The organism is Rhodohalobacter sp. 8-1 (assembly GCF_038150125.1).
Taxonomy (GTDB): Bacteria; Bacteroidota; Rhodothermia; order Balneolales; family Balneolaceae; genus SW132.
This window is the reverse complement of sequence record NZ_JBBVMF010000007.1, coordinates 1-12,555: the sequence shown is the minus strand read 5'-3', so window position 1 is coordinate 12,555 and position 12,555 is coordinate 1. Positions and strand designations below refer to the sequence as shown.

General features: G+C 44.4%; 10 protein-coding genes. 3 read left to right on the top strand and 7 right to left on the bottom strand.

Annotated elements, in window-relative coordinates:
• Positions 1 to 279: 279 nt before the first annotated feature.
• Positions 280 to 1,545: a serine--tRNA ligase gene (serS, locus tag AABW11_RS08725; protein WP_340104679.1), complete on the bottom strand. Its 1,266-nt coding sequence runs from the start codon at positions 1,543 to 1,545 to the stop codon at positions 280 to 282.
• Positions 1,546 to 1,742: 197 nt separating this feature from the next.
• On the opposite strand from serS, the gene AABW11_RS08720 reads away from it, so the two are divergent.
• Both AABW11_RS08720 and AABW11_RS08715 read left to right on the top strand, forming a co-directional pair.
• Entirely contained in the window at positions 1,743 to 2,222 is a 480-nt protein-coding gene (locus tag AABW11_RS08720; protein WP_340104677.1) for an Lrp/AsnC family transcriptional regulator, read from the top strand.
• Between the two features lie 12 nt (positions 2,223 to 2,234).
• A complete protein-coding gene (locus tag AABW11_RS08715) occupies positions 2,235 to 3,716 on the top strand; it encodes a hypothetical protein (protein WP_340104675.1) in 1,482 nt (493 codons plus the stop codon).
• Positions 3,717 to 4,076: 360 nt separating this feature from the next.
• On the opposite strand, the gene rpoN is transcribed toward AABW11_RS08715, so the two are convergent.
• The 3 genes from rpoN to AABW11_RS08700 all read right to left on the bottom strand — a co-directional run bounded on the left by rpoN (position 4,077) and on the right by AABW11_RS08700 (position 9,669).
• Positions 4,077 to 5,579: an RNA polymerase factor sigma-54 gene (gene rpoN, locus AABW11_RS08710; RefSeq protein ID WP_340104672.1), complete on the bottom strand. Its 1,503-nt coding sequence runs from the start codon at positions 5,577 to 5,579 to the stop codon at positions 4,077 to 4,079.
• Positions 5,576 to 6,160: a DUF3109 family protein gene (locus AABW11_RS08705; protein ID WP_340104670.1), complete on the bottom strand. Its 585-nt coding sequence runs from the start codon at positions 6,158 to 6,160 to the stop codon at positions 5,576 to 5,578. The genes rpoN and AABW11_RS08705 overlap by 4 nt, the downstream gene beginning before the upstream one ends.
• A 275-nt stretch (positions 6,161 to 6,435) precedes the next feature.
• On the bottom strand, positions 6,436 to 9,669 hold the full coding sequence (locus AABW11_RS08700; RefSeq protein WP_340104668.1) for a S41 family peptidase: 3,234 nt from the start codon (positions 9,667 to 9,669) through the stop codon (positions 6,436 to 6,438).
• A gap of 661 nt (positions 9,670 to 10,330) precedes the next feature.
• On the opposite strand from AABW11_RS08700, the gene AABW11_RS08695 reads away from it, so the two are divergent.
• Positions 10,331 to 10,891, top strand: a complete 561-nt coding sequence (locus tag AABW11_RS08695; protein ID WP_340104666.1) for a helix-turn-helix domain-containing protein — start codon at positions 10,331 to 10,333, stop codon at positions 10,889 to 10,891.
• A gap of 229 nt (positions 10,892 to 11,120) precedes the next feature.
• Here AABW11_RS08695 and AABW11_RS08690 read toward each other — a convergent pair whose 3' ends face one another.
• The 3 genes from AABW11_RS08690 to AABW11_RS08680 all read right to left on the bottom strand — a co-directional run bounded on the left by AABW11_RS08690 (position 11,121) and on the right by AABW11_RS08680 (position 12,473).
• Positions 11,121 to 11,462, bottom strand: a complete 342-nt coding sequence (locus AABW11_RS08690; protein ID WP_340104664.1) for a cupin domain-containing protein — start codon at positions 11,460 to 11,462, stop codon at positions 11,121 to 11,123.
• A gap of 173 nt (positions 11,463 to 11,635) precedes the next feature.
• Complete coding sequence (locus tag AABW11_RS08685) at positions 11,636 to 11,758, bottom strand: hypothetical protein (RefSeq protein ID WP_340104662.1); 123 nt, start codon at positions 11,756 to 11,758, stop codon at positions 11,636 to 11,638.
• A 136-nt stretch (positions 11,759 to 11,894) separates the two neighbouring features.
• Entirely contained in the window at positions 11,895 to 12,473 is a 579-nt protein-coding gene (locus AABW11_RS08680; protein ID WP_340104660.1) for an AI-2E family transporter, read from the bottom strand.
• Between the last annotated feature and the right edge of the window lie 82 nt (positions 12,474 to 12,555).

The window sequence follows — 12,555 nt, the reverse complement described above, 5'->3', positions numbered from 1 at the left end:
TCCTTCCACTCTCCCCGGATAACACGGGTCGCATATTCAGGATGACACGCTCATTGGTTGACGCATTGGCGGCGTGGTTACGACTTAGAAATCCATTCCTGCTATGTGATCATGCTGCCATTTAATCCTGCTAAGTGGACGTCACTCTGCCTACCACTTGGAGTTTTATTATCCAAAATATTTTGGGTAAGCACCATATAATTTTATCATTCCAGCAGAAATTCGCTCATTTTCAAAGAGCTCAATCCCGGGAAGAATAAACTTTTTCTTGTCTGTTCATCATATTTTTGCTGTTCCCATAGCCGGCTGCAACACTTCCGGTACTCTCACATCTCCATCTTCGGTTTGATACGCTTCCAGAATGGCTGCTACAATTCTGGGCAGCGCAAGGGCAGATCCATTCAGCGTATGAGCCGTGTGAATTTTACCATTATCATCACGGTACCGAAGCTGCATCCGCCGCGCCTGGAATGACCCGAAATTGGAGCAGGAACTTACTTCAAGCCATCGCTGCTGGCCAGGGCTCCATACTTCCAGGTCATATTTTTTCGTTTGGGTAAACCCCATATCACCGGTACACATGAGAAGGGTGCGATAGGGAAGCTCCAGTTTTTCGAGGAGCATTTGCGCGTGCTCACGAAGTTTTTCAAGCTCACTGTCCGATTCATCCGTGTGTACTATATTCACAAGTTCAACCTTATCGAATTGATGCAGCCGGTTCAATCCACGAACATCTTTTCCATAACTTCCGGCTTCGCGACGCCAGCATGGCGTATGCGCCACGTACTGTACAGGGAGTTCATCCTGATCCACAATTTCATCTCTGTGAAAATTGGTAACCGGAACTTCGCCCGTCGGAATCACAAAAAACTGGTCCCGCTGAATTTCATACATCATATCTTCCTTGTCGGGAATCTGGCCGGTGCCGCGAGCAGATGCCTCATTCACAAAATATGGAGCCTGCATCTCCCTGTAACCGGCCGCGGTAGCTTCGGCAATAAAGAAGTTGACCAGCGCACGCTGCAGGCCGGCCAGCCGTCCAAGATAAAAAGGAAAGCCGGCACCGGTTACCTTCACGCCGCGTTCAAAATCGATCCACTCTTTTTTGTCTGCAATATCCCAGTGCGGCAGCACATCATCGGCGGCGGGCTCACCCCACGTATGGAAGACTTCATTGTCTTCCTCGGAATGTCCCACGGGAACAGAGCTGTCGGGGACATTCGGTATTTTATAGAGCAAGTTGTCGCGTTCCAAACGAAGTTCTGACATCCGGGCTTCAAGCTCTTTAATTTTCTCTTTGCTCTCTCCCGTCTCTTTGATAATCTGCTGGGCTTCTTCCTTTTTACCCTGCCCCATCAGCTTGCCAATTTCTTTAGAACGCGCATTACTTTCAGCCCGCAGCTTATCCGTTTCAGTAACGGCCTCCCGCCATTCTTCATCTTTTGCTATAACCTCATCAACAACCGATGTATTGGTTTCACCTTTGTTGATCATTCCTTCTTTGACGAGGTCTCTGTTTTCACGGATATACGTGATATCAAGCATAATTTGGTCACTCTAATTTACTTTCCAGGTTGTATACCCAAAGATAAGCTGATCTCACCGGCAATGAAATCTTTTTCGCAGTCAGAGATAAAAATTAGATCCTTATTCCATAACTCATATAAGCATCTCTTCTCAAAATTTCCTAATTTATTTAAGGTAGGCACAATAAGAATTAGAAATATTAAGTTAGAAGTAATATGAGTCACCAACTTGACGAAACGGATATTAAAATACTGAACCACCTCCAGAAAGATGGGCGTGCACAGAGAAATACAATCGCAGACATTGTTCACCTTTCAGTTCCTTCCGTATCAGAGCGAATGCGCAAACTTGAACAGCGCGGATTGATTTCTGAATACAATGCCATACTGGATTCGAAAAAATTCAATTTCGATATCACCGCGTTTATTTTTGTTGAGGTGGATGGTTCTGAAAAATACACCAACTTTGTTGAGCATGTCACCGAGCATCCCGAGGTTCTTGAGTGTCACTCTATCACAGGCGACGGATCTCATATTCTTAAAGTACGAACACAAAACACCGAATCGTTCGAGAAATTCCTTTCTCTTATCCAGTCCTGGGATGGCGTAACCCGAACGCGGTCTAATATCGTGCTCAGCAGTTTTAAAGAGACACGATTACTTCCGATAGAGCGAACCGCAAATATCAAAAAATAGAGTCTGATCTACGTGCCCCTGCTCTTTTCAGTGCTCTTTTTATTTCTTATGCCGGGTTATGGGGTAACTCTCCAGGACACTCAGCAACAGACACAGCGGATTGCACTTACATTCGTCGATAACGATTTTGTACCGACCGCGCAGCAGCTTGCTATCGCCGATGACCTGAATATCCGCCTGTTTGAAATATCCGACCCCGCTATGGCTGACCGGCTGCCTGACCAAAATTATCGCTTTTTAATTCAGGCAGGCCCTCAATTTTCGGTGCCTGGTTTACTGGACGAAACACTTGGCTCGGTCTCCACTGAAATCAGCTTGCGTATCCAGGATTTTCAGCGGCGCGCCGGCGATCGAATTGCAGCTGTAAGCCTGTTCCGCTACCCATTTGAAACCTACAACGGTTTCCAGCAGGCTGCCGCTGCTATCGCTGATTCGCTCGGCAGAAAGTATTCAACTCCTTTCTATTACCAATCTGCGTTTCCTGATGCAGATTTGCTTCCCGGCGGATACAACTTCACATCCAAAAGAGTGGCCCCCGACCTGCCATTACAAAGCGCATTCCCCGTGATGCACATGGTGCCGTCCGGCAATGAGTACGACACATATACCTTGCTCAATAGAATCATTGAGGATCTGCAAACCGTTGACGAGTCAATCACCATCCTACCGGCGCGCTGGTTTTTTGAGCAGATTGAACAACGAAGCGATCTTCGGTATCTATTCAGGGATTTCACAGATGGAAACAACATTACGCTACCCCTGCCCCAGCAGCCCGAACCCCCTCCTTTTATGAATTGGAGCGTTATTTTACTCCTTCTTATCTGGGGAAGTTTTGCACTTCACTTTCGGTATCAGCCAATTTACAGTCAGTCGATGACCCGCTATTTTTCGAACCATTCTTTTTTTGTAAGTGATGTGATGGAGAATCGGCTGAGAAATGTGTTACCGGGGTTTATTTTACTAATCCAGCACGCACTCCTCACCGGCCTCTTCCTTTTTGCATGTGTTGAGGTGATCGTGTCATCTCTGGGACTGGAGGTCATACGACATTATTTCCAGCCGTTTATGCTGCTCGAGAGCACACTGCTATCCCTGTTTTTATCTGCCATTCTTGTAGCTGTTATTCTCCAACTAATCTCTGTTATTTGGATCTATGTCACGAATAAAAAACTGACTTCATTCAGTCAGATTCTCAACCTATACAGCTGGCCGCTTCATTTAAACCTGATCGTGGTTACTTTCCTTGTCGTATTTAACAGGGTTGGGTTTGATGAAATCTGGACCCTGATTCTCGGTGCTGTTTTTATCCTGATCTGGTTTTTCAGCTTTAATATCGCAGCTATCGATAGCTCAAAATTTCTGGAAGACGGGCGAACTCTTTTTCTTTCAGGCACCTTAGGAATTCACATTATACTGGTCATTGGCCTTTTCGTCTACCTGTTTTTTACACCATCAATTTTAGAACCTATCCTTTTTGCAATCGAACTGCCGTAAAGCTCGAGCTCAGGAAGCCCTCCAAGAGTTTCCCCCACAGGGATCGCTTTGCGGAAACTCTTGGAGGGTTTTTGTATTCTTATTGGTGTTTCTGAGTAACAGAATCAGGGATTTTGTTCAATGATAAGGCCAGAGGGAGGTTTAAACCGCAGTTCGATCTATAATCTATTTCATTTATTCAGTATAAAGTCTCCCCTAACAAGGGGAGATTTAGAGGGGTGTCCATCGGTTTTTTCATAGATCTGATGAACATCCCCCTGAATCCCCCTTTTTTCGCCGTGGGCATCCCTTCGGAAAAGGGGGACTTTTGAGAATCCGTTTAAGAATCGAACTCAGGCTAGAGGGTTGTTTAAGATATACCTACATAATCTGCTTCCTCAACCTCGCAACAGGAATCTGGAGCTGTTCCCGGTATTTGCTCACCGTACGGCGTGCAACTTTATATCCTTTCTCTTTCAACAAATCAGTAAGCGCCTGATCGCTGAGCGGCTTCTGTTTGTCTTCGTTATCAATAATATCCTGAAGGTAATTCTTTACTTCACGGTTTGAGACATCCTCGCCATCCTCGGTCTGGAGCCCCTCACTGAAGAAATATTTCAGTTCATACACGCCGTGATTGGTTTGAACATATTTCCCATTCACAACCCGTGATATCGTTGAAATATCCATTTTTATCCGCTCGGCGATATCCTTAAGAATCATGGGTTTCAATCCCTCGCCGTACTTAAAGAAATCTTCCTGTAGTGATACAATCGTCTTCATGGTGTTCATCAGGGTATTCTGCCGCTGAATGATGGAATCAATAAACCACTGCGCCGACTCCACCTTATCCTTGATAAACCGTTTCGCATTCTTATCGGATGATTCCTGTTCAGGCTTTTTCTTGATGTTATCCCACATCTGCTTATAGTCGGGAGATATTCTTAGCGGAGGTACATTTCGCCGGTTCAGGCTGATCACAAACTCGCCATCTTCCTCATCTGTTTCCGACGGTTCATAATAAACCTCAAAATCGGGCTCAATATACTGCTGGTTATCTTCATCGGGATTGGCTACGGCGCCGGGTTTGGGATCCAGCGAGCGAATAAGATCAAACGCTTCTTTTAGCTCTTCATCATCAATATCGAGCTGTTTTTTTAGTTTTGAAAAGTGTTTCTTCTCGAACGATTCCCAGTGGTCGTCCACAATTTGAATCGCATTCTGGCGGGCACCATTTTTATTATTCAGATTTTTCAGCTGACAGCTTAAACAGTCCCTCAGATCTTTTGATGCAATCCCAATCGGGTCCAGCTGCTGAATCTGTTTTCGTACTTTTTCTATATCATCTGCATTGACAAGAACACCCTGATTAAACGCGATGTTGTCGACAACAGCCTCTGTCTCACGCCTGAAATATCCGTCTTCATCCAGTGATCCGAGAATCTGGTCAGCGATCAGGCGTTCATCTTCACTTAGATCCAGGAGCGATACCTGTTTTTCAAGCTCTTCAAGAAGCGACTCATGATAGGGGTCGGGGAGATCTTTCCAGTCTTCATTGCCTCCGCCACCAGAGTTGTAATTGCTTCCCTCATACTCCGTGTTGTGCATAAAAGAGTCCCAGTCAACGTCCTCATGCTGATCAACCGGCTCAACTTCATCCGATTTTTCTTTTTTTTCCCATTCCGGGTCATTCTCCTGAACCCTCTCTTCAAGACGATCCAGGTCATCTTCCTCAAGCACAGGGTTCATCTCGATCTCTTCTTTGATCCGCTGCTCCATCGCCGCCGTGGGAAGCTGAAGGAGTTTTATAAACTGTATCTGCTGCGGAGACAGCTTTTGCTGAAGATTTTGGCTTTGCTTTAAATTTTGACCGGTTTTAATCATGACAGTTCATCACTTCTAATCTGCTGGCACGCCGTTAAAAAGTCGTTGTACCAATCTGTTCCGTAGCGTCGTTTCAATGCCCGTTCTAAAAAATCAGAAAGGTAAGTTCCCTCCTTGCGACCGTTATCACAGCCAGCCGAGCATATGTCCGGAAGATAATCAAAGTTTGCAAACTCTGTTCCCGCAACTTTTTTTAAACGGATGGGAAAAAGATGACAGCTCAGTGGTTTCTCCCAGCTAAATTCGCCACGGTAGTATGCATTTTGAATGGCACACGTTGCCACACCGTTGTCATCTGTCTCAACAAAAATACACGCCTTATCATCCACGCATGTTATTTCATGGATGCCATCCCGATCCTGCCGAACCACGCCCTGCGCTTCAGCCGCTTCCACCGCATCGGGATGAAGACGATCGCTCAGCTGCTTAAACGCTTTTTCCAGGACCGCAATTTCACTCTTGTCAACTGGCGCTCCCGCATCACCCACAACACAGCACGCCCCTTTGCAGCGTGTTATGTCACACGCAAACCAGGTGGTAGCAATATCGTCGGACAGTATAACATCGTGTACTTTAAACATGACAGAACTAAAGGATTATATGGGAAACAGCAAAATATAAACCTGTGTAAGATCGAAATACTTTCCTGCTTTTTGCAAAATAATTCAGTCAATCCCAGATCAGGAATGATGACAGAATCTCTGCACGAATCAATTTTTTATTACTTTGCCTTAAAATTATTTTACAGGGTATTGCTATTCAAAGAATTACAAAGACTGATCAATGATTATTTTCTTCTCATTTTCAGATTATTAAATCAATGGTGCCCCGATGAAATATCTGATTACCTGAAATTCTATTCATTTAAATCCCGCATCATCACCCGGATGGCTCGTTCAAGCTGTTCATCCCTGCCGTCAACAATAACTTCCGGCTGGTTTTTCACTTTGATGTCCGGTTCGGTCTGGTTGTTTTCCATCCATTCACCGGCTTTGTTTTTGGCGCTGACCGGCACCACGCCCCAGTAGCCGCCATTGGGAAGTCCCTCCCATCCGGCCCAGCTGCACGTTCCCGGAACCGGCATGCCAACGGTGAGTCCGAGCTCCATATCTTTGTACCCCTGTGCGTAGCAGTGGCCATCAGAATAATTAGATTCGTTAAAAAGTGTGATCGTCGGCTTCGTCCATCTCGAAGTCGGTTCACCACCAACTGCTTTTCTTGCTGTGGCGTAGGTGTTGAACTCTTCACCTGAAAAGAACATGACAAGGTCGGCAACCAGGTCACCCCCACCATTGAAACGGGTATCCACGATCATTGCTTCCGTATCGTAGTACTTGCCCAGCATGTCTTTATAGATATCGCGATAGGGCCCGTCACTCATGCCCGGAATGTGAACATATCCAAGCCGTCCGTTTGATTTCTCTTTTACCTCGTCAGCATTAATCTTCACGAAGCGTTCGTAAAGCAATCGCCCCTCTTCACCCAGACTGATCGGCTTGATTCTCACTTGGCGAGAATTCTCGCCATTTTCATCCGTAATCTCCAACAGCGTATACCTTCCTGCCTTTCGGTTAAGATAAGACGCCACATCACGGTCAGGCGTTACAGTCTCCCCGTCTATCGCCCGGATAATCATCCCCGGCTGAACATTCAGATCCGCTTTATCCAGCGGGCCGCCTTTCAACACTTCCACAATTTTGATGCCATTCCCCTCATGGCCGTAATCCATGAATATTCCAAGAGAGGCTGTGGCATCCGCATTTCCGATGCTGCTGCTGTAGCCTGCGCCGGCGTGAGAAACATTCAGCTCACCCAGCAATTCAGACGCCATCTCGGCAAACTCATAGCCGTTTCCGATATACGGCACATATTTTTGATACTCTTCATACAGCATATCCCAGTCGTTGCCGTGGAAGGTTGGTTCATAAAAGATATTTTTTGTTCGGATATAGATGTGGTTCAGCATGGTTTGCCGTTCTTCAACTTCGTCGTAGTCCATTTCACCGGCTATCTCAATGCCCTCCGAACTGCCTGCGGAAAGATCCAGTTTGGAGATTCTGCCCCGGCTCAGCAAGTAGAGATTTTCCATCTCTTTATCCCAGGTAAGGCTTCCGCCGCCGGTATTCAGCGTGATCGCCATCTTGGTTTCGCGCGTCCTCAGGTCAGTTTCCCATAAATTGTAGTCGTCCTCAAAACGGGTGAGATAGTATAATTTGCTACCATCCTTTGACAATGTAGCGTCAGACATGTTACTGGAGTGAATCGTCAGTTTTTTCGTCCAGTCTTTCATCCGGTCAAAGTCGATGGAGATATCCTCTACTTTTTCATCCTCATTTTCCTCGTCATCAGCATCCTCATCACTCTCGCCTTCGTCATCTTCTTTATTCAGCTTTTCAATTTCCTGCATGAGCATGAAGTCTTCCTCACTCATATTGAATTTATCCCAGGCCTCCTGATCAAAAAACATGGTGTAGACATCACTTTGGAAACTGCCGCTGGTGGCATAGCTCTTCAGTCCATCCTGGTTGCTGAACCAGATCATCTGTTTGCCGCCGTTCATCCACATGGGCGAATAATCGTAATAGCCGCTCTCGGTAAGATTGTAGCGGCTTTCTCCATCGGCTGACATCAGCAGCACTTCGCTGTTTTGGAGCAGTTTACTCCAGCCAATCAGCAGCCATTTACTATCCGGACTCCAGCGATAGTATTTATCCCCATCACTCATATGAAAGAGTTCTTCAGGCGTCAATAAATCAGTCGTTTCGCCTGACTCCAGATCTTTCACACGAATCGTACGTCTGTCAGCGACATATGCAAGTTTACTGCCATCAGGTGAGAATCTTGGCAGGTAATTGCCAACCTCGGTCTCGATCAACGCGGATTCGTTGAGCAGACTTGATGCAAAAAAGAAGGGCTCTTCCTCATTTCTTACGATTTCGGTCTGATAAATACTCCATTTACCGTTTCGCTCCGATGCGTACACGACCTTCTCTCCATCCGGCGTAAAGGTAACGTGCGCCTCCGTTTCAGGAGTATCGGTTATGCGCTTGGTCATGGATCCATCAACAGAGGTGACAAAGACCTCACCGCGTGCGATAAACGCAATCTCTTTCCCATCCGGTGACACCGCCATCTCTTCCACCCCACCGTTGATGGTGATAAATTTATCAGGGTTAGCCTTGGCCTGGGTTCTGATTGTAACGGGAACCTTAACAGGCTCTGCGCCCTCCGTCATTGTGTAGAGCTCGCCGTCATATCCAAAAGCCAGCGTTCCATTTCCCATGCTCAAAAAGCGCACCGGGTGGAGCTCAAAATTTGTAAGCTGATTTGCTTCTCCGCTGTTGGTAAGATCTTTTTTAAAGACATTAAAGCTTCCTGCCCGTTCGCTCAGGAAATACATCTCCTGCTCATCCGAGGTAAATATTGGCTGGCGATCTTCCCCCTCAAATGATGTGATCATCGTATGCTCACCGGACTCAAAATTATACGTCCAGATATCGCGGGTGATTGATGATGTGTGATGTTTCCGCCACTCATTTTCGCCTCCCTTTTTATCGTGATAGAGCATCATGCTTCCGTCGGAGTTCAGCTGCACATATTCAGCCGGCACGGTAAGAACCTGGTCTACCTGACCTGCACTGACCGGTACGCTATACAGCTCCGGCTGAGAGCCCGTCGGATACTGCCGGTGACTGGCAAGATCCTGACGAACGGCCCCAAACATCACAGAAGCGTCATCGTGACTAAAGCTGTAGGGTTTCTCATCATTTGAATGAAACGTCAGCCGGGTAGCATCGCCGCCAATAGCATCCATCACATAGATATCAAAATTGCCGTACCGATCGGATGCAAAAGCCAGTTTTGACCCATCATTGCTCCATACCGGCATATAATCGTGAGCCTCATGGAACGTCAGCTGAGTGGCATTTCCACCTGAAGCGGCTACCGAATAGAGATCACCCTTATACGTAAAAGCAATAGTAGATCCCTCCGTTGAAATACTCGGATACCGTAACCATTTTGGGTTTTCCTGGGCAAAAACAGCAGTACTGAAGAGAGTTATTAACAGTGCGGTGAGAAATCTTTTCATGAGTAGATGATCGTTGATTAAAAGCAATTCGTTTACAAGTGAAGAACCTTCAAGCGTCCTCAGGTCCTTGAAGCGTTCGTTTGAATATGTTATTGGAGTTAAGAACCTTCAAGCGTCCAAAGGTCCTAGAAGCGTTCGTTTGCTAGTTATCCAGTGACGCTTGAAGAACTTCCGTCCGATGCAATCAGAACTGCAGACGCTTCAAGGTCACATTTACTATGAACTGGTAAAAGCGATAAAGTTATTGATATCCGTTTTATGATTTTGAAGCCCTAAAATAGTAAAGGACTCAGACAAATTTGCATATTTATCTTAGTCAACAAGAATTATCTTGGCGGATTAACAGGGTTTTTTAACCTCCCTTCGATTCATAATATATTTTATTTACAGTGAATCTGGATTTGTTAAATGGCACACTAATCCAAATTTCTTACGCCGGGCATGGTTATTAAAAGTGTGATATGTGTAACCTTATCATTTATATTTACAAGTACGAAGGGTTACTATTGACTATATTTAGCACTCAGTAATTTAAAAGTTGGATATCATGTCTTAAATCATCTTACTATTAGAATGATACAAGCGAGTCAATCAAGCCCGCTTCTAATCATTAAGCCCCACACCTTTTTAATGGCCATTGTGTTCAATCAACAGGTACATTATGAAACTATATATTAAATATATGGTTAGTTTACGGTGCAAAATGCTGGTTAAGAGCGAGCTTGAAAAACTTGGGCTGAATTGCATTTCTGTAGATCTCGGTATGGTTGAGATCAAGGATGATATCACAGAGCAACAGCTGGAAACGTTCAACAATAACCTGAAGAAGTCGGGGCTGGAACTACTGGATGACAAGAAAAACATCCTGGTTGAAAAGATCAAAGCCGTCATCATTGAGATGATTCACTATTCCGACGAAGTACCAAAAGTGAACGACTCAGATTACATCAGCGAGAAACTAAATTACGACTACACCTATCTTTCCAATACATTTTCGGAAGTGAAGGGAATTACGATTCAGCAGTACATCATACAGCACAAAATTGAAAAGGTGAAAGAGCTGCTGATCTATGATGAGCTCACACTTACGGAAATCGCCTATAAGCTACACTACAGCAGTGTTGCTCATCTCTCAAATCAGTTTAAAAAAGTAACGGGGCTTACTCCTACCTACTTCAAAGAGTTAAAGGAGAAGCGACAAAGCAATCTCGAAGATTTTTAACTAACCTACGTTTCTTTCGTAGAGGCTCTCCTGCTAAATCATCCACTCTACTGTAACCGAAAGGATCAATCAGTGTAGATCACTTTTCCGAAAAATCTATAGGTGATAGCTACGGAAGTTATACGGTTGACGCTTGTTTCCCCTGGTTATTCAGAGCTCACAAAATCTTTTTTCTTTACTATAATGAATGACCATCCGTTCCCAATCCAAGACTGTCCATACCTACGCCTTAATATCCACTCTTTATGATGGTCGATATCATCTTGAAGCGCACTTTGGCCTCAATAATATTTCGAGTGTGTGCCGGGATAATAATCGATTCGCCAACGGAGAGCTTATGCGCAGTGCCATCAATTACAATCATTGCCTCCCCATCTATGATCTGAATAAAAGTATCAAACGGCGAAATTTTTTCAGATAATGCTTCTCCGGAATCGAATGATACCGCTGATATATTCCCCGTGGTTTTTTTGATGATCGTCTTTATGACCACAGAATTCGGTATATACTCAATGATCTCAACAATAATATGAGTTTTCGCCTTCTCTAATTCCTGATTGTTTGAACTCATAGGTAAACTCTTTTATAAACAATAGTTTAATATCATAATTTTTCCAAAATTGATAATACGCAATTACGAAGAGATCTCTCATGCAAATCCAAATCTTTTACTCGAAAAAGGGAATAAATACAAAAACGGGCTTCCGGTTTCAGAAGCCCGCCTGAACAGATCGGATTTGCTAATTACGCTTTCTTGACTTTCGCTTTTTCGTCCGATTTCTTTTCCGGGGTGAATTGCGGATTTTTGTTTACCGGCTTCTTCTCGTCTTTCTTGTTTTTCTTATGGTCTCTGTTATGCTTATCCATGTGAACTCCGTTTGGTTAACTAATAAACTATAAATCAATGTATAGAAACAAGCAGTACATGTCGTTACAGTTAAACAAGTTCATGTTACATAATTACTACAGTTTAAGTTTTTTTAGACACCTTTAGAACAGCCATTTACAGTTCCTGCTTTTCATTCTCTTCATATTTCCTATACTCAATAAAGTTACCCAGCAGGTACCCGTAGGGTTTTTGTTCATGAACCTGGGAAAACCCAACCCTCATGATTCCAATAAGTGGTATAAAGAGAATCATCCCTGCTATTCCCCAGATCTTTCCTCCCAAAAACAATACGATGATGGCCACAAATGGATTGATAGAGACCTTTGACCCAACAATTTTTGGAGTGAGAAAGCTGCTTTCAATCAGTTGTACGACTGTAAAAATCGCAATGACAAGCAGCGGGATTAAAAGTGAATCATAAAACAGGAACGCATAAAGAATGGCAGGAATAGCCCCTAATATTGCCCCCACATAGGGGATGATTGCCAGAATAGATGCGATAATCGCAAAGGGAATAGCGTAGTCAAGACCAATAATGAGTAATCCGATAGAATTCAGAACAGCCATAATCCCAAGAACCGTAAACAGACCCACCAAATAATTCTGGGTTACATTTTGAACTCTTAATATAACCTCATCAATTTCAGAGTTTTGACTCTTCTCAAAAACTTTTTGAAGAAAGGTTATAAACATTTTCGGCTCTATGTTGATTTGTGTGGGTTGCGTAATAAATTAATTAAAAATGTATTGAGGCTTTTCACCTATCCGGCCTCCG